Genomic DNA, 17,880 nt, shown 5'->3' with positions numbered 1-17,880 from the left:
AATGGAAAGTGATAAAAGCTATAGGGCACGATTAAAAAATCAAATAAAGGATGCTTGTGGAAAAGTTATATACACATATACTGCGCATCACAAATTAGCTGATCGACTTGAGAAAGAAAATAAGTATGTGAAGAATGCACAGATTATATTGACCGCACTTTCTTCTTGCGGATTTTTTTACAGCATTATAACAAACAAGGTCATATCGACATGGGTAGGTGGAATTGCTGCTGTATTGTCTTTGTGCCTAAATCTATATGCCAAGGAATATAAGATTCAAAATGAAGTAAGCCAGCATCGAAATGCAGCAAATGTGTTGTGGGGTATTCGAGAAGAGTATGTTTCCTTATTAGTTGATTTTGAAGTGCTTGACGATAGTGAGATACAAAAAAAGAGAGATGTTCTTTGTAATAAAGTTTCAGAAGTCAATAATAATTATCCTGCAACTGATGAGAGAAGCTACAGGGCTGCGCAGAAGGCTTTGCAAAAGGAAGAAGAACAGACTTTTAAGGAGAACGAGGTTGATTCCATTTTGCCTAATGGAATTGATAAGTGAATAATCGAAAGGGGTGAGTTATATGATACTCCCTGAAAATTTGATGAACTTGATTCATCAGGGCGAGGGGCTGACGGTCGAATTCAAAAAATCAACAACAGATATTACGAAGGATGTCTACGATACTGTTTGTTCTTTTTCTAATCGGGATGGCGGTCATATTTTCTTTGGTGTGAAGGATAACGGGACGATTCTCGGTGTTGATAAAGACTGCGTTGAGCAGATGAAGAAAAATTTTGTTACTACGATTAACAATGAGAGAAAAATGTATCCGCCACTCTATTTGACTACAGAGGAATATGAGATCGATGGGCGTATTGTTCTTTATGTCTATGTCCCGGTTGGAAAAACCGTTTACCGCAATGCGGGCAGAATATTTGATCGCAATAATGAGTCGGACATCGATATTACAGATAATGCGGACATGGTTTTCAACCTTTATGCCCGTAAGCAAAGCACCTATTTTGTGAATAAGGTCTACCCTGCCATCCCGGTTTCAAGCCTTCGTCATGATCTTATGGATCGAGCAAGGAGAATGACGAGAGTGAATACTGAGCACCATCCGTGGATTGACATGACGGATGAGGAGATGCTCAGAAGCTGCGGGCTTATACTTGAGGATCCGGAAACGAACAAAGAAGGTATAACACTTGCGGCAATCTTGCTCTTTGGTACGGATAACCGTATCATATCCGTGTTACCTCAGCATAAGACAGACGCTATTTTCAGAGTGTTCAATGTTGATCGTTATGATGACAGGGATGTGGTGATTACAAACCTGATTGAAAGTTATGATCGTCTGATGGAATTTGGAAAGAAGCATCTGAATGATGTTTTTACATTGGATGGTGTCCAGCGGATAAGCGCCAGAGATAAAATCCTGCGTGAGATTATTTCCAACCTGCTCATGCACCGTGATTTTTCCAGTGGATATGTACCGAAGCTTGTCATTGAACGGGATAAGATTACAACAGAGAATGCGAACCTTGCGCATGGGCACGGCAACCTGAATCTGAAAACATTCAAGCCATTTGCAAAGAATCCGCCGATAGCAAAAGTGTTCCGTGAGATCGGACTTGCTGATGAGCTTGGAAGCGGTATGCGCAACAGCTATAAATACACGAAGATGTATTCTGGTGGAGAGCCTGTCTTTACAGAGGCAGATGTTTTTACGACAGTGATTCCTCTTTCTGAGGCGGCAACTGCCACGGTCGGGCCGACCGAAGAACTTGATCCAAGGGAGCAAGTTAGGGAGCAAGTTAGGGAGCAAGTTACGATACAAGCTCTCCTTCAATTTTGTATCGTTCCTCGTAGTCGGAAAGAAATGCAAGAATTTATGGGTCTGACCGGTAGAAGAAACTTTTCTGAAAAATATATCAAGCCTTTGCTTAGTGCAGGAAAAATAGAAATGACGATACCAGATAAGCCAAACAGCAGGAACCAGAAATATAAAAAAGTGAACATTGAAGATTAAAAAGCGACCATTGGAGACAGAAACCATATATCGAATAGAGGAAAACGGACATTCAATGTATAGTTTTGGTTTCACAAATAGGTATGTCGAGACGATGGGATTTCGGACTTATTTCCTCAGAGCGAAGTCTTGAAACGAACGTCAAATCTACGGATTTGCATATCATAGGTAGTAACATGGTCCTTTGAACTTTTCCGAGAACGTATAAGGGCAAAAATCGGTGTATTTCCGAGCAAAAACATGCTTTGACCAATTCCAGCGAACGAGCACGAATCTGGCTACACACTCGACATTAAGATGAAGCAGTCGAGCCATACAGAAAATCAGTGGCGCTCCTTTACAAATCGCGCTGAATTGGAATAGCGTTTTTTCTGATACCTACTATGCGTGCATTCTAGTTGTTGCGTTTTCGTTCTGACATTTGTTTGTGTTCATAAAGGTGAGTGTAAGACTAAATAATCTTGTTAGAAAGAAAAAATTTGTGCTAGTTTGAAAGATTTAATAAAATACTCTCATTGGTGTAGCATGACAGGTGACAGTACCCGACGCGCCTCTTAACAATTCGGACCAAGTCGGGTCTTTTGATTTTTGGTCTATAACCCGATATTTAACAAGGGAGTTGTTCAAGTGGCGAATAGTAGGAAGTTTGTAGCAAAAACGAAAGATGTTAGCTTAACGGTTAGAAGGGCTGATTCTTTTAGTATTAGTTATGTTAATTGTGAAAAAGATATATTTCATATTGAAGAAAATCAAGACGGTATAAAACTTGTTCAAACAGAGAAAGTGTCGGCTTTTTACTGGTTGCGTTGTCTTGCTAAAGGCAGTCCTGAGGTCATTGTTTCATTGCCGGAGAGTGTTGATTTTTGTGAGATTGAAGCTGAGTCGAATCAAGTATTAGTAGCAGATATTAAAGCTGACAAGATTTATGCGGAAGTTCATAATGGCAGGGTGGAAGCAAGGAATGTTCAGGCGAATGATGTTTTTCTAAAGTGTCTTAATGGTTCTGCTGTGGCGAATAATGTTAAGGTTGTTGCTTCTTGCATGGTGGATACGTTAAATGGTACGAGTGTTTTAGAAGGAGAAATTACCAAGGGTGCATGTCTTGAAGTAGTTTGTGAGAATGGTATTAGCGAGGTTTCTGATAAGAATAAGGTCAATCTTAGTTGTAATAATCTTGGGCGCAAAACAGATGGATGTGCTCACTACGTTGTGCATTGCTTGAATGGGAAAGCTGTAGTGAAGTAATACTGTTGTGGTGTTTTATGTCCGCTACTTTGACTAGTCGCACGAAATAGAGTTTGTCATATTCTAAAAATGCTTCGGAATGTTGGAGTATTAGGCTTGGTGGTTTTTAATCCAAGTGTAAAGGTCATTTTCATTTGCCTTGCCTGATGCAACTTTGAGAATAAAAAAGTTCCGTATTGGAGATAAAGAATTTATGAAAGTTGGTAAGCTTCGTAATAATTAGTAAATGAGCTGGTCAGGTCTGATTTTAATATTTTTTCTCATAATATTTGTTGATAAAAAACATGATTAATGGAGAAAAGGCAATCGAAATAGCTAAAAGAGCAGCTGGCAAATATGCTTTTGTGATAAATGCAATTATGGCAATTATTCCCATTAGGTGCATTAGTATGAATGCTATTGTTGCATTTACTTTATCTTTGATTTTCTCGTTTCTTTCATCGTTCACGTTTATTTTGTAGTTGTGGTCTTTTTTCATCATCTTATAGTGCATGATTTTTACGTGTGAAAGTGAGATAGTTGCAACAAAAACAACTGACAGTGCAATTTCTACGGATTCGTTCAGTTTAAGAGTCAGTGCAAGAATTAGTCCGCAAACTCCTATTACATATCCTATGTACCAAAAATTCTGTGTTTTTTGTTTTTTCATTTTTTATCTTCCTCGTAGATAAATATTTCTTCGATTGTTAAATCAAAGTACTTGGCAATTTTGTATGCCAATATGATTGACGGGTTGTATCTTCCATTTTCCAAAGAACCGATTGTCTGTCTTGATACTTCAAGTGCGTCTGCAAGTTCTTCTTGTGTTATGCCTTTTTCTTTTCTAATTTGTTCAAGTCTATTTTTCACATTACATTCTCCTTCCTAATGGAAAGCTAGCTTTACATATAAGATAATTGTTTCGAGAGTAAATGTCAAGTTTGCTTTCCGTTGGATTTAATATTGTATTTAATAAAGATGTGGCGAATTATGAGCCGTTTTGCAGAGATATTTATTCCAGGTTCTCAGATTAACACCAGTGGAGATCTTTTAGATTGTGCTTTCTAAAATAAGATCATAGATGAACAATTGAATCAATTTTTTTTTTAGATACAAGTATATCCAAGATATACATACTCCTAATGCAGCAAATGCACATGGTAATATTTCTTTATGTAAACAAAAACCGCACATGTGTGAATTAATCCACGAACATGTGCGGTCTCTGTTATTTATTACTGATTAATCAAATCAGGCGTTTACGCGATCGATACCAGACTGTACGTCAGCAATCACGGAATCCCAAGACTTGATGAAGGCGGCAACACCGTCGGCCTCAAGCTTGTCGGTAACATCCTTGATGTTGATGCCAAGCTCAGCAAGCTTGTTCATAACAGCGTGGCTCTCTTCGTAAGTACCCTTAACGGAAGGAGCACCGTTGCCGTGATCAGCAAGAGCGTTCAAAGTCTTCTCTGGCATGGTGTTAACAACATGCTCAGCAACCAACTCGTCAACGTACTTGCAATCAGAGTAAGCTGCGTTCTTTGTACCAGTAGAAGCCCAAAGTGGACGCTGCTTCTTAGCGCCCTTGGCTTCAAGTTCAGCCCAACGTGGATCAGCTGCGAACTTCTTCTCGAAGAGTTCGTAAGCCAAGCGAGCGTTAGCAACAGCAGCCTTGCCTTCAAGAGCCTTAGCTTCTTCAGAACCATTAGCTTCGAGGAGCTTGTCAACAGCGGTATCAACGCGGGAGACGAAGAAGGAAGCTACGGAGCCGATGTGCTTCAAGTCGTGGCCGTTAGCTGCAGCCTGAGCGATACCTTCGATGAAGGCGTCGATAACCTGCTCGTAGCGCTCGAGGGAGAAGATCAAGGTTACGTTCACGGAAATACCCTTAGCAAGGGTAGCGGTGATAGCTGGAAGACCTTCCAAAGTTGCTGGAATCTTGATCATAACGTTTGGACGATCAACCTTTGCCCAAAGCTCTTCAGCCTGCTTCTCAGTGTTAGCAGTATCGTGAGCCAAACGTGGGTCAACTTCGATGGAAACGCGACCGTCAACGAAATCGGTCTTTTCAGCAATCTCGCGGAAGATATCAGTTGCGTTACGAACATCGGTGGTGGTCAACTCGCGGATAGCGGTTTCAACGTCAACCTTGCCGAGTTCCTTAAGCTGTGCGTCGTATGGACCAACCTGGCTCAAAGCCTTCTGGAAGATAGATGGGTTGGTAGTAACACCAACAACATTCTTGTTAGCAATCAAATCCTGCAAAGAACCAGACTCAATGCGGGTACGGGACAAATCGTCCAACCAAATAGAAACGCCGGAATCGCTAGTGCGCTGCGTTGCTTCAGTCATGTTATCTCCTTAACACTGTGCTCCACCAGTTGGAACACGTTGGTAGTGTTGGCGTTTTTACAGGAAACAGCGGTTGATGCTAAACCAGCTGTAGCTTAACATCAACACGCCTTTGCTGTTTCCAGTGAAGTTGCTAAATTAGCACTTCGAGTTTTGTGATGAATCAATTTTATTTTGATACATCAAGTTTTTATTTTGCTTAATTTCTATCTTAAGCGCGAGCTTCTTCGATAGAAGCCTTAGCAGCTTCTACTACATGCTCAGCAGTAATACCCAAGTCGATCATGTTCTGACCGCCGTCACCCTGCAAGCCGTACTGTTCGATAGAAACAGCCTTGCCGCAATCGCCAAGATACTTATACCAAGGCAATGCCAAGCCAGCTTCGATGGAAACGCGAGCCTTGACGGACTTTGGCAAGATTGCTTCCTTGTACTCTTCGTCTTGCTCTTCGAACCACTCGAGAGATGGCATAGAAAGAACGCGAGCCTTAATGCCTTCAGCTGCCAAAGTCTTGGCGCCAGCAACAGCCCACTGAACTTCAGAGCCAGTAGCCATGATGATTACGTCTGGAGTGCCTTCGCAGTCAACCAACACATAACCGCCGTGCTTTACGCCTTCGCGAGCCTTCTCAGCAGTTTCTGCGAGGGTCGGCACGCCCTGACGGGTCAAAATCATAGCGGTTGGGTAGTTGTTCTTCTTCTCGAAGAAGTAGCGGTAAGCTTCAGCAGTCTCATACTCATCTGCAGGGCGTACAACCTCAAGCTGAGGAATAGCGCGGAATGCAGCCAAGTGTTCGATTGGCTGGTGAGTTGGACCATCTTCGCCCAAGGCTACGGAGTCGTGAGTCCAAACGTAGAGGTTTGGAATCTCCATCAAAGCAGCCAAGCGAACTGCCGGGCGCTCGTAGTCAGAGAACTGGAAGAATGTGCCGTTGAATGGGCGAGTGTCAGAACCAAGCAAAATGCCGTTTGTAATAGCACCCATTGCGAACTCGCGCACACCAAAGTGAAGCTGGCGACCGTACTCGGAAACGTTTGGCCAAGTGCGGGTTGCGTCTTCGGATGGACCGAAGGAGTCAGCGCCCTTAATGTTGGTGTTATTGGAGCCGCCCAAATCAGCGGAACCGCCCCAAAGTTCTGGCATAACAGCAGCGATTGCGTTAAGAACTGCGCCAGAAGCCTTACGGGTAGCGACCTTGGAACCGACTTCGAAGCCAGCGACCAAGTCGTCAATAGCCTTGTCGAATTCTTCAGGAAGCTTGCCAGACTTAAGACGCTCGTAAAGAGCAGCCTTATCTGGGTTTGCAGCAGCCCACTTTGCAAGAGCTTCATCCCAAGCCTTGTGAGCAGCCAAGCCGCGCTCTGCAACCTTGCGAGCATGAGCCAAAGCTTCTTCGTCGATTGGGAACGAAACTTCTGGATCGAAACCGCAAAGTTCCTTCAAGCCCTTAACAGCTTCTTCACCAAGCTTAGAGCCGTGGGAAGCTTCATTGTTGGTCTTGCCTGGGGTTGGCCAAGCAATCAAAGTGTTAACCTTAATGAAGTGAGGCTTATCGGTAACTTCCTGAGCCTTTTCAATAGCTGCAGCCAAAGCCTGAACGTCTTCCTTGTAGGAGCCGTCTGGCTGAATGAAGCTAACTTCATCGGTGTACCAACCGTATGCACGGTAACGAGCAAGAATATCCTCGGAGAAGGTGAGCTTAGTATCGCCTTCAATCTGAATGTGGTTTGCATCGAAGATTACGGTCAAATTGCCAAGCTTCTGGTTTCCAGCCAAGGAAGCAGCTTCAGAAGAAACGCCTTCCTCAACATCGCCTTCGCCGCAGATAACCCAAACCTTGTGATCGAATGGGGAAGTGCCAGCTGGAGCTTCTGGATCAAGAAGACCACGCTCAAAACGCTGGCCATAAGCGAAACCAACAGCAGAAGCAAGACCCTGTCCAAGAGGACCAGTGGTCATTTCAATGCCTGGAGTCAAGCCATATTCTGGGTGACCTGGAGTACGCGTGTCCGCGCCGCCACGGAAATACTTGAGATCATCAAGAGTCAAGCCGTATCCAGAGAAGAACAGCTGCACATATTGCGTAAGCGAAGCGTGACCGCCAGAAAGAATAAAACGATCGCGACCGGCCCACTTTGGGTCAGCTGGATCGTGCTTAATGAAGTGCTGGTACAAGGTGTACGCAATCGGTGCCAATGAAACAGGGGAGCCAGGATGTCCGTGTCCTGCTCGCTCAACAGCATCAGCCGAGAGAACCTTCGCCATCTTTACGGCGCGCTCGTCTAATGCAGACCAGTTGAATTCGGTCATGTGATCTACTTTCCTTCCAATAATTCGGGTTTTTTGCGCACAGCTTACGCTGGCCATCACCCTCACATTGCCATTTAATCCTATCTTTTATATCAGACGAATTTCTAACAAAGTGTGTCAAAACTTAACAAAAGTTTATATTTATAGTTAGTTGTTAAGATAACAAAAAATAGTTAATCACATATTATTCTGGAATATATAATAGTTGACAGTAAAAGTTACATTACCTAAATAAAAGGAGGATCAATGCAGTCACGTCGCATGATGATACTCCGTGCGGTTGTTGAAGATTATATTCGTTCACACGAGCCAGTTGGGTCAGCGTCTTTGGCTAAAAATCACAAATTAGGTGTTAGCTCTGCAACAATTCGCAACGATATGTCAATACTAGAAGAAGAAGGTTATTTAATTCAGCCACATACATCTGCTGGTCGAATTCCTACGGAAAAAGGATACAGATATTTCGTTGATGGATTGGCAGCGCTAATACCACTTTCTAATGCACAAAGAAGAGGAATACGCAGTTTTTTAAGTGGATCTGTAAGTTTGCAAGACACACTTCAACGTTCAGCTCGTCTTCTTGCAAGTATAACTGGGCAGGTTGCTCTTGTTGCGTCACCTGCATTATCTAGATCAAAAGTAAAGAGAATTGAGATTGTTCAAGTATCGTCATCAACTCTTCTTGTTGTAGTAATTACAGACGCTGGAGGGGTAGCGCAACATATGATCCAGGCTTCTAATGTGAATTCAGATGATTTGTTGCATTTAACAAATATGATTAATGAAGATTGCATTGGATTGTCGCTTTTGAATGCATCTAAAAAAGTGTGTGCATTGTCGGAACGTAAAGATTTAGTTTCTTCGTTACAAATAATTAAACAATTGTCTAATGCTATTGAAGATATGTACGATGGCGATCGAGCACACGAATTATACATGGCTGGAACCTCCCAGCTTGCTCATAGACAAAATATTGGTGATTTTGCTGCTCTTTTTGATGCTTTAGAAGAGCAAGCTGTTATTATGCGTTTGATGACTTCGCTAAGTGAGGAGGCAAGTGATTGTGCAAGTGGAGTCAGTGTTGCAATAGGTTCGGAAACTCACACGCCTGGTCTTTTGAATGCTTCTGTTGTGACGAGTGCTTACGGATATAATTCCGATCCTGATTCCGCATTCATTGGTTCAATCGGACCTACGCATATGGATTATGCTGCAACAATGACTGCGGTTAAAGCAGTGGCTAAGTATCTTAATGCGTTTATATCCGAAAATTCATAAAAATATAACTGGCTGTGCCTTATGCAAGAATTATTCTATTAAGGTAAAAGGGGAGTTAAGTGACTGACTATTACAAGATTTTAGGTGTTGATTCTAACGCTAGCGATGATGAGATTCGTAAAGCATATAGAAAATTAAGTCGAAAGTACCATCCAGATATCGCAGGTCCTGAGTTTGAAGACAAATTCAAGGAAGTTAATGCTGCATACGACGTTTTGTCTAATCCAGAAAAACGCAAAATGGTAGATATGGGTGTTGACCCAAACAATCTATCGGCATCGGGTGCTGGCGCTGGCGGATATGCCAATATGAATATGGATATGGGAGATATTTTAAATCAGTTCTTCTCTGGATCATTTGGAACAAGTACGGGTTCTCCTATTCCGCGTGTGAATCGTGGTGAAGATTCACTCACAGAAGTTAAAGTTGATCTTAAAACAGTAGTATTTGGTGGAAATGCTAAGGTTCATGTAGTGACTTTTGGCTTGTGTCAAGATTGTGCCGGAAAAGGCTCTGCAGATAAATCAGACCCTATAACTTGCCCGCAATGCAAGGGCGCTGGTTTTGTACAAAGGGTTACTCGAACAATGTTTGGTCAAATGATGTCATCTGAGCCATGTAGAGAATGCGAAGGTCACGGAACAATCATTAAGAATGTTTGCCCAAATTGTCATGGACATGGTCGAATTCGTACATCAAGAGAAATTGGGATTACTATTCCTGCTGGTATAAAAGACAATTCTCGATTGCGACTTGCTTCGCAAGGAGCAGTAGGAGAATGTGGTGGTCCTGCTGGTGACTTGTATGTTGATGTACATATTCGAGAAGATAAACAGTTTACTAGGAATCTAAACGATTTACATTGTTGGATTGACGTTCCAATGACTTGGGCTGTTTTGGGACATAAAGTTGATATAGATACTTTTGACGGCAAAAAGAGCGTGGAAATCCCTTCTGGTTCTCAAAGTGAAAATACTATTTCTGTACCTAATTTAGGTGTAACGGTTCTAGGCTCTAAAGAACGCGGAAATCTTGTTGTTCATATTCTTGTTAATATTCCAACAAAGCTGAGCGATGAAGAGCGTAAACTTATTGAAGAGTTTGAAAAATTGCATGATGGAAAAGATAGTGTTATTGTTCAACGTGCTATCCCAGATTCAACTACAAATCACAAAGGATTCTTTAGCAAGTTAAAGGATGCTTTCTGCTAATTCGCTAATTCTTAGTATTTTCATGACTATTCTCGTTACTGTTCGATTGTTGAGAGTATATGATTTTTGAAGATGCTAGGAATAATGAAGATATTTTTTAAGGGGGTTTACGTATGGTGCTACCTATTTTATTTGCTGGAACACCAGAGGTTTCTGTTGCGCCATTGCGTGCTTTAGCTCAAGATAAAGAGCATTTTGATGTTCGTGCTGTTCTTACGAGACCTGATGCTCCGACAGGCAGAGGTAGGAAAATTGTTCCTAGCGCTGTTAAAAAAGCTGCGATTGAACTTGGAATTCCTGTTTTAGAGGTTAATCCTAGTGATGAACAGGAGTGCATAAGAGCTTTAAAGGCAACTGGCGCTAAACTTGCTGCCGTGGTTGCTTATGGAAAGATTCTTAGACAATCTGTTTTGGACGCTCTTCCTCTAGGATGGTACAACTTGCATTTCTCGCTTCTTCCACAGTGGCGAGGGGCAGCTCCTGTTCAGCGTGCAATTTGGGCTGGAGATGATATTACCGGTGCCACTGTTTTTAAGATTACGCGTGGAATGGATGAAGGACCTATTCTTGCACAAATGACTACCGAGATTGGTGCTCATGAAACAGCTGGCGACTTGCTTATGAGACTAAGCAATGATGGTGCAGATCTTCTTTGCTCTGCTCTTGTTGGGATGGAATCTGGTCAAATTATTCCTGTTGAGCAAGATTCTACACCTTGCCAAATCGCGCAAAAAATCACTGTTGAGGATGCTCATATTCGTTTTGATATTCCAGCATTTGCAATCGATAGGCAGATTCGTGCTTGCACGCCAAATCCTGGAGCTTGGTGTAATCTTCACGCTTATTGCGAAGATTCACAAATCATTAGTTTGCATGTTCTTTCTTGTGCATTGGCAAAAGATGAGGATATTTCAATACATAATCTAAGCGAACTTAAGCCTGGGCAGATTTTTGCAGGTAAGCGAAATGTCTGGGTTGGTTCTTCAAGTGGTGTTCTTGAGCTTTTAGAAGTTAAAGCGCAAGGTAAAAAGGCTATGAAGGCTGCAGATTGGGCAAGAGGAGCGCATTTAAGTCAAGAGTCCTATTTGGATTGAAGCGATAAGTGTAATCTTGAAAAACGCAAAGTAAAATTTGTATAAATTCTAGTTAGTTAAGTTTAGTTTAGTAAATCTAAAACTAGGCTTAGGTCACGCGTATCTATGCTTGCTTTAGCTTGACTTTTTAATAACTGCTTTGCGCAAAATGCGACGCCTAATCCTGCTGTTTTAATCATATCGATATCGTTAGCACCGTCTCCAATAGCAACGCTTTGAGCAATATCAATATTGTTCTTGCGCACCCAATTAATCAATGCTTTTGCTTTATATTGGCGATTTAATATAGGCTCAATAACTTTCCCACTTAGCTTAGAATCTACTACTTCTAGATTGTTTGCTACCCAAAAATCTATGTTTAGATTTGGCAGAAAATCATCTAAAACATTATTGAATCCTCCAGAAACTGCTCCTATTTTCCATCCAAAGGAATGTAATGTGTCTATAAGTTTTTTGGCTCCACTGGTTACGTGGATACTTTCAATAGCTTTTTTAAAACAAGTGCATTCGAGTCCTTTTAACATTGAAACCCTTAGCTTTAAAGATGTGTCAAAGTCAATTTCTCCTTTCATTGCTTTAGAAGTTATATATGCTAAATTTGACCCGACCCCAGCAATATCTCCTAGTAAGTCAATCACTTCTTCTTCAATAAGAGTGGCGTCAACATCTAAAACAAGAAGTCCTGGTTTTTTCAATGAAGGAACATTAATTAATTTTTGGTTTTTTAACTCTAGTATTTTAGTCATGTTATAATCTTTTGAAAGAGATGTTAGGTTATGAATTAATTTTAAGGCTGGTTTAAGAAATTTAAGGATTTGTTTTTCTATGCGTTTTGCATTGTAAAACTTTTCTATAAAACTTATATCAAATGTGAAAGTTTATTGATTTTATTGGAATATTGCGTGTGGAAGTTTGGTTTAATTTAATTAGTTGAGTAGAATAGTTGCAGATTTTATGAGAACAAGATTAAAGAATTTGAAAACAATTGTATTAGACAGAGGGGTGAGAAGAATATGGCAGGTATGAATTTAAGGGATGTAGCTCTTGAAGTTGCTAGAATATTAGAAGATGTTGGTAAACATGCATATCAGGATCAGCTTAATCCTAGAGATATGGCAAGTATGATGGTTCTAGGTGATCCTAATCAATCCGATTCAGCTTTTGGAGATAAGCTAGTACGTTTTATTGAAAATCGTCTTACTTATATAAATACTTTCCAAGGATTCTGGAGAAATAGACCAGATGATTGCAAAACAGGTGATCGTTTTTGGTGTGTAGGCAATATTGACGGTGCTATTAACTTTAACCGCGATATGGCTGAATGGACTTTAACTATTTCGCTTTTCGAGTTTAATGATCAAGGCTCTGCTAGACCTGTTCTTGGTGTTGTTCATGCCCCAGCTTTAGGGCTTACATATTTGGCTGCTAAGGGTCAGGGTGCTATTCGTATTCGTAAAACTCCTAATGGGGAGAAGCGAGAGAAAATCACGCCTTCTACAACATCAACATTGCATGGCTCTGTTGTTTGCTATGGAATGTCTTATATTCCAGGTGAATCTAAAAGAGCTTTAGACGTTGTTTCTTCGCTTGAGGAAGAATGCCCAGCAGATATTAAGCGTATTGGTCCTGCTTCGCTTGACTTGTGCAAAGTAGCAGATGGTACTTACGACGCATATTTTGAGCCACATCTTCATAGGTGGGATATTCCAGGTGTTTCAGCTGGCGCCGTTGTTGTTAAAGAAGCACAGGGGCATGTTCGACAATGGAATGGTGACTCAATTCATTGGAGACGTGAAAATGACGTTATTGCTTCAAATGGTTTAATAAACAAAGAGCTTCAAAACTATTTGCGATAAATTAGAGTTAAAATCTTAGCAATTGTTTGCATGATTTTTAATATTAAAGCTTTAATTTTGAGAAAAACATTTATGCAATCGTTATCATTAAATAGACAATTATATAAGCGTGTCGCTTTAGCAATATTGTAGAATGAACATGATATCCCATTGTCCGACATTCAGAGGGGAGTGTTAACGATGATTGACACTGCACAAGCATTTGGCGTAGATATTGGTGGCTCTGGTATTAAGGCTGCACCAGTTAATTTGGAAAAAGGCGAGTTTGCAGAACCGCGATATAAGATTCTCACTCCAGCGGTTTCCACACCTCAAGCTGTTGCAGATATTGTTCGTCAGCAACTTGAGCATTTTGATGTTCCTGCAGATGTTCCTGTTGGAATCGCTTTTCCAGCTCCTATTAAGCCTGGAAAGAAGCTTGAGTTTATGGCGAATCTCGATCAATCTTGGATTGGTGTGGATGTTACAGAAGTGTTCAGCGAAGCTTGCGGTCGTCCTGTTACTGTAGTGAATGATGCTGATGCTGCTGGTCTTGCTGAGCAACACTTTGGTGCTGCAAAAGATAAAGATGGCTTGGTTATTGCTACTACGCTAGGCACTGGAATTGGCACAGCATTGATTTATAACGGTACTCTTATTCCTAATACAGAGCTCGGTCATATTCAGCTTGAAAAGGGTAAGGGAGATGCGGAAAAGTATGCTGCTTCTTCTGTTCGCGAAAAGTTAGACATGGGTTATAAAAAGTGGGCTAAGCGTCTTACTAAGTATTATGGTTTGATGGAAAAGTACTTTAACCCAGACCTGTTTGTTGTTGGCGGCGGTGTTAGCCGTGTTAGCGAGAAGTTCTTGCCTCATATCGACATTAAGACACCTATTGTAGTTGCGTCTTTGCATAATGAAGCTGGCATTATCGGTGCGGCATATTATGCAATGCAGCAAAGAAACAATTAAGGATTTTTGATATTTTATTTGCGCTGGATGCTTTTGCGTTCAGCGCATTTTTGTATTGCATATTTTTGTATTTTTATATATTTGGTTTATACAATGCGCTAGTGTAGTCGAGTGCGATTTTCTTCTAGAGTTGATGTGAGTGAGCCAAATCCAATTATTCTGGCTCAACGTGTTGCTATATCTAAAGGTATTAAACTTACAAAACTTAACGATTCAAACCCAACAGTACATGGTCTTTCTCCAGAGTGCTTAAATGCAAAATATACTGCGGATCCTAGAGGACCTGTCGAAGTTAGGCGCATTCTTGCTAACTTTATAAATCATAGAGATAATCGCGTAGATCAAAATATTGTAAATAAGAAGGGTAGTTCAGCTAAGGTTCTTAATCCAGATAATCTATACGTATTATCATCAACTTCTCAAGCATACGCATGGTTAATGATGCTAATGTGTGATTGCGGTGATTCTGTTTTAGCTCCGACTCCTGGATATCCTCTTATAGAATCGATTGCAAGACTCCAAGGCGTAAAATCTATACCTTATCCGCTTGTTTATGATGGTTCTTGGACTATTGATATTCCTAGGGTTAAAGAACTTTTAGAGAATACGGATAATCATATTCGTGCACTTGTTTTAATAAATCCAAATAATCCAACAGGATCTTATATAAAACCTCAAGAAAGAAACGCATTATTGCAACTATGCAATAAAAATAATGTGGCAATTATAGCTGATGAAGTTTTTTATGATTATTGTCTAGAACCTTTTGATGGAAACAGCAGGTTAGCAGGTGAAGAATCTACGCTAGTTTTTGCTTTAGATGGATTCTCAAAGATGCTTGCAGCTCCGCATGCAAAAGTTGGATGGATTGAGGTTTCGGGACCTAGTCAAGACGTGCAGGATGCTATGAAACGCCTTGATGTTATTGCTGATGATTTTCTTCCAATTGGTGCAACTGTATCAGAAAGAATTCCGGAATTATTGCAATGTGCTAAAGAACAAACCGATCTTGTTCAAAACAGAGTTAGGTCTAATCTTAAAACACTTAGAAAAATGCTTGCAAACTACCCAAATTGTTGCGTTAGTGCATTGCGTGCTGAAGGCGGATGGAATATTCTTATCCGTGTTCCATCGTGTTTAGATGATGATGATTTAGCTCTAAGACTTATGCAAGATTATCATCTTGTATCTCAGCCTGGCTATTACTTCGATATGCCAAATAATGGATATTTGGCATTATCTTTGTTGCCAGAAGAAAAACAATTTGTGTATGGTGTTAAAGCGTTGCTAGATACTGTTCATACAATGCTGGAAGAATTAAATTAATGAAAACAAATTAGATTAATGTGAACCAGCATCTCACAGTATGCCACATTTGAGGATTAAAACGTAGTATTGAGTCTTCTCTGCCTGGTACGAACCAGCTTAGAAAAGCTATTGCTATGGAGAAAAATAGAAGACCAAAAATAACGAATCGCAGTAAATAGCATAATGTTTTAGTTTTCCAAGTGTCACATACTGTAATATCAGCATATTTTTGTAGCAAAGAATTAATACCTATTATTGCGCTTAAAGCGAAAAGCCATGCAAAATCCGCAATATATCGCCATCCTATCCCAGCTTTTAAGCTGTCAAAAACAATAACGATTATGCCAGAAATTACAGATATTATAGCTAATCTTGTAGCGATTTTACTCATGTTTCTAGTCATTGTGAAAACGCATATAATTCCTAGTAATGCGAGTGGAGATAATGTAAACATTCCACCAATCATTGGCTCTGCATATTGCCATTTTTCAAAAGCAATAGGTTGAATTGCTATCCAAGGGAAAGTTGATATAAAACGTATTGGCAAAGCTATATAACTTAAAATGGATGGAATGATGTTCTGCGAAGGGAGACGCATTGTAGTCATATCTGTAATCGTAATCTGATATTCATTGCCAAAATTAAAAGGGGACCCAAATCTTAAAGCATTATATAATCCGATTGGTATTGCAACTATTATAAATGGAATAATTATGCAAAGAATTAGCTTTAATAAGTTTTTAAGATTTTCTATAGATTTTTTGTCACTGATAATAATATTTTTAATATATGAGTAAAAATGAGTATAAAATAGCGGAATTGCGAATAGAAAAGCGATTATAAAAGTTGGTCTACAACCAAGATTAAAAGCAATAAACAACGATCCTGCTGCAATATGCTTAAACGATATTATTGATGATGGTTTTAATTGTTCCACTATTTTGTGTGATTTTATAGTTTCCTCATCTTTAATAGATCCGAGATAAAACCATAATCCTAGTGAAGTGAAGAATAATGATGCAGCCATTGGAACTGAATAAAAGGATGTTCTAAACCACAAGTAAACGGTGTTTGAAGTAATAAAGAATAAGGTTAAACAAATTGATACACAAGCAAGAGTTGCCTGATGATTAACACGTTTAATTAGACGAATAACCAATAGTGAGCCAAAAATTAAAAATCCAATTAAGCATATGAAAGTGGCTATTGTTGTAGGGAGCATGGCTCCACCAGGAATCCACAAATTGGATATAATCTTATACGGGATAAAGAATAAAACAACTGGTATTACACCAAAATACGAATACCAATGACCCTTATAATACGCATGATCCCAATAAATATTGTGTACACAATCAGAAAGAAGATTATTTCTTGCAATTGGGTCATACGGATTAGATAATTTTTGCATTTGCGGCGGAACAGGTAAATCAAGATGAGTCTTACCTTTAAGTAGAGCGTCTGCTGTACGTGCGTATTGATCAAAATCGTAAGTGTAGTTTCCAGCAACATCAAAATGCATTGGAATACCGTTAAAAACATTCCAAAATATTGCAAAAATAGCAATCAAAAGGAAAGGTGTCCAAAATAAAGTAAGTAAAAGTCTTTGATTAATACTCTTTGTATTAAGTCTGATTTTCCAAAGCTTAGACCACGGATTCCATAATGCAATAAAAATTGAAATTATTATAAGAAGAAAAACGCGACCCCAATTCCAGCTAAAAGGTGCTCTAACATTTGCTTTAGCATCCTCAACGTCTACAACATCTCCTTTAGGATGTTGTATCCATAATCTAAGAGTGCTTTTAACTCCAATTGCTTGATCTGGAACTGGAAGCATAGCAAAACTAATGGCTCTAGGGTTGGTACTTAAAGGCTTTCCAGCGATTTTATTAACATCAATTCGTACATGCACATCCGTTTTAACAGGGCTTTTGCCAATTTTTTTCGGCGTAATTAGTGAAGGCTTAAGCTGAATATATGGTGAAGATCCGTCGGAATTAACTTCTAAATAAGATTCCGAAGGATCGGTAATTAAAAGTCCTCCAGAAGAAAGTCTTTCAATACCTGGACCAGTTGCATTGTGTGCAAACATGCTATCTGTGCTGCCAGTAACACTATTCCAAAATGGAATATTTCCAACAGTGCATTCAAACAATGCTATTAACAACAAGATTGCTAAAGGCTCGCGAAGAACATGGAAAATGTGTTTTAGCGTAAAATTAGCAAATCTAGCTGTTGTTTTCATAGCAATCCTAAAAT

At 40.0% G+C, this 17,880-nt stretch carries 15 protein-coding genes; 9 read left to right on the top strand and 6 right to left on the bottom strand.

Features of this window, described 5'->3' with window-relative positions:
• The first annotated feature begins 1 nt into the window (after position 1).
• From HXT55_RS03935 to HXT55_RS03925, 3 genes are all read left to right on the top strand, one after another.
• On the top strand, positions 2-556 hold the full coding sequence (locus tag HXT55_RS03935; protein ID WP_004125833.1) for an SLATT domain-containing protein: 555 nt from the start codon (positions 2-4) through the stop codon (positions 554-556).
• Between the two features lie 22 nt (positions 557-578).
• A complete protein-coding gene (locus HXT55_RS03930) occupies positions 579-2,030 on the top strand; it encodes an RNA-binding domain-containing protein (RefSeq protein ID WP_064623384.1) in 1,452 nt (483 codons plus the stop codon).
• Positions 2,031-2,657: 627 nt separating this feature from the next.
• The gene (locus HXT55_RS03925; RefSeq protein ID WP_421792526.1) at positions 2,658-3,275 is read left to right on the top strand and encodes a DUF4097 family beta strand repeat-containing protein; all 618 of its coding nucleotides are present in this window, start codon (positions 2,658-2,660) and stop codon (positions 3,273-3,275) included.
• Between the two features lie 247 nt (positions 3,276-3,522).
• Here HXT55_RS03925 and HXT55_RS03920 read toward each other — a convergent pair whose 3' ends face one another.
• The 4 genes from HXT55_RS03920 to tkt all read right to left on the bottom strand — a co-directional run bounded on the left by HXT55_RS03920 (position 3,523) and on the right by tkt (position 7,920).
• Positions 3,523-3,924, bottom strand: coding sequence for a DUF2178 domain-containing protein (locus HXT55_RS03920; RefSeq protein ID WP_421792423.1), 402 nt, complete (start codon positions 3,922-3,924; stop codon positions 3,523-3,525).
• Positions 3,921-4,124 (bottom strand): helix-turn-helix transcriptional regulator, encoded by a 204-nt coding sequence (locus HXT55_RS03915; protein WP_019261341.1) that lies wholly within the window; start codon positions 4,122-4,124, stop codon positions 3,921-3,923. Before HXT55_RS03915 ends, HXT55_RS03920 begins: the two co-directional genes overlap by 4 nt.
• 381 nt (positions 4,125-4,505) lie before the next feature.
• On the bottom strand, positions 4,506-5,609 hold the full coding sequence (gene tal, locus HXT55_RS03910; protein ID WP_016828836.1) for a transaldolase: 1,104 nt from the start codon (positions 5,607-5,609) through the stop codon (positions 4,506-4,508).
• A 211-nt stretch (positions 5,610-5,820) separates the two neighbouring features.
• Entirely contained in the window at positions 5,821-7,920 is a 2,100-nt protein-coding gene (gene tkt / locus HXT55_RS03905; RefSeq protein ID WP_421792524.1) for a transketolase, read from the bottom strand.
• A gap of 261 nt (positions 7,921-8,181) precedes the next feature.
• Here tkt and hrcA point away from each other — a divergent pair, with 261 nt between their 5' ends.
• The 3 genes from hrcA to fmt all read left to right on the top strand — a co-directional run bounded on the left by hrcA (position 8,182) and on the right by fmt (position 11,503).
• Positions 8,182-9,198: a heat-inducible transcriptional repressor HrcA gene (gene hrcA, locus HXT55_RS03900; RefSeq protein WP_020759703.1), complete on the top strand. Its 1,017-nt coding sequence runs from the start codon at positions 8,182-8,184 to the stop codon at positions 9,196-9,198.
• A gap of 59 nt (positions 9,199-9,257) precedes the next feature.
• Positions 9,258-10,409 carry a DnaJ C-terminal domain-containing protein gene (locus tag HXT55_RS03895; RefSeq protein WP_004120597.1) on the top strand — a complete coding sequence of 384 codons (1,152 nt, stop codon included), beginning with the start codon at positions 9,258-9,260 and terminating at the stop codon, positions 10,407-10,409.
• A gap of 113 nt (positions 10,410-10,522) precedes the next feature.
• On the top strand, positions 10,523-11,503 hold the full coding sequence (gene fmt, locus HXT55_RS03890) for a methionyl-tRNA formyltransferase (RefSeq protein ID WP_285067353.1): 981 nt from the start codon (positions 10,523-10,525) through the stop codon (positions 11,501-11,503).
• Between the two features lie 62 nt (positions 11,504-11,565).
• Here fmt and serB read toward each other — a convergent pair whose 3' ends face one another.
• Positions 11,566-12,249 carry a phosphoserine phosphatase SerB gene (serB, locus tag HXT55_RS03885; RefSeq protein ID WP_421792521.1) on the bottom strand — a complete coding sequence of 228 codons (684 nt, stop codon included), beginning with the start codon at positions 12,247-12,249 and terminating at the stop codon, positions 11,566-11,568.
• Positions 12,250-12,516: 267 nt separating this feature from the next.
• Here serB and HXT55_RS03880 point away from each other — a divergent pair, with 267 nt between their 5' ends.
• The 3 genes from HXT55_RS03880 (at position 12,517) to HXT55_RS03870 (ending at position 15,636) form a co-directional block, all read left to right on the top strand.
• A complete protein-coding gene (locus tag HXT55_RS03880; protein WP_421792519.1) occupies positions 12,517-13,359 on the top strand; it encodes an inositol monophosphatase family protein in 843 nt (280 codons plus the stop codon).
• A 180-nt stretch (positions 13,360-13,539) separates the two neighbouring features.
• Positions 13,540-14,310: a polyphosphate--glucose phosphotransferase gene (ppgK, locus tag HXT55_RS03875; protein WP_004111678.1), complete on the top strand. Its 771-nt coding sequence runs from the start codon at positions 13,540-13,542 to the stop codon at positions 14,308-14,310.
• A 111-nt stretch (positions 14,311-14,421) separates the two neighbouring features.
• The gene (locus HXT55_RS03870; RefSeq protein ID WP_285067352.1) at positions 14,422-15,636 is read left to right on the top strand and encodes a pyridoxal phosphate-dependent aminotransferase; all 1,215 of its coding nucleotides are present in this window, start codon (positions 14,422-14,424) and stop codon (positions 15,634-15,636) included.
• A 10-nt stretch (positions 15,637-15,646) separates the two neighbouring features.
• On the opposite strand, the gene HXT55_RS03865 is transcribed toward HXT55_RS03870, so the two are convergent.
• Positions 15,647-17,866: a beta-carotene 15,15'-monooxygenase gene (locus HXT55_RS03865; protein WP_101888667.1), complete on the bottom strand. Its 2,220-nt coding sequence runs from the start codon at positions 17,864-17,866 to the stop codon at positions 15,647-15,649.
• Positions 17,867-17,880: the final 14 nt, after the last annotated feature.

This window comes from Gardnerella sp. KA00718 (assembly GCF_049244285.1).
Lineage (GTDB): Bacteria > Actinomycetota > Actinomycetes > Actinomycetales > Bifidobacteriaceae > Bifidobacterium > Bifidobacterium vaginale.
The sequence above is the reverse complement of the archived record's forward strand: the minus strand, read 5'-3'. Positions and strand labels throughout refer to the sequence as shown.

Excerpts from the sequence above, each read along its gene's own strand:
- HXT55_RS03935 (WP_004125833.1), top strand. The coding sequence starts at position 2 with ATGGAAAGTGATAAAAGCTATAGGGCACGATTAAAAAATCAAATAAAG.
- HXT55_RS03930 (WP_064623384.1), top strand. The coding sequence starts at position 579 with ATGATACTCCCTGAAAATTTGATGAACTTGATTCATCAGGGCGAGGGG.
- HXT55_RS03920 (WP_421792423.1), bottom strand. The coding sequence starts at position 3,924 with ATGAAAAAACAAAAAACACAGAATTTTTGGTACATAGGATATGTAATA.
- tal (WP_016828836.1), bottom strand. The coding sequence starts at position 5,609 with ATGACTGAAGCAACGCAGCGCACTAGCGATTCCGGCGTTTCTATTTGG.
- tkt (WP_421792524.1), bottom strand. The coding sequence starts at position 7,920 with ATGACCGAATTCAACTGGTCTGCATTAGACGAGCGCGCCGTAAAGATG.
- hrcA (WP_020759703.1), top strand. The coding sequence starts at position 8,182 with ATGATGATACTCCGTGCGGTTGTTGAAGATTATATTCGTTCACACGAG.
- fmt (WP_285067353.1), top strand. The coding sequence starts at position 10,523 with ATGGTGCTACCTATTTTATTTGCTGGAACACCAGAGGTTTCTGTTGCG.
- serB (WP_421792521.1), bottom strand. The coding sequence starts at position 12,249 with ATGACTAAAATACTAGAGTTAAAAAACCAAAAATTAATTAATGTTCCT.
- HXT55_RS03880 (WP_421792519.1), top strand. The coding sequence starts at position 12,517 with ATGGCAGGTATGAATTTAAGGGATGTAGCTCTTGAAGTTGCTAGAATA.
- ppgK (WP_004111678.1), top strand. The coding sequence starts at position 13,540 with ATGATTGACACTGCACAAGCATTTGGCGTAGATATTGGTGGCTCTGGT.
- HXT55_RS03865 (WP_101888667.1), bottom strand. The coding sequence starts at position 17,866 with ATGAAAACAACAGCTAGATTTGCTAATTTTACGCTAAAACACATTTTC.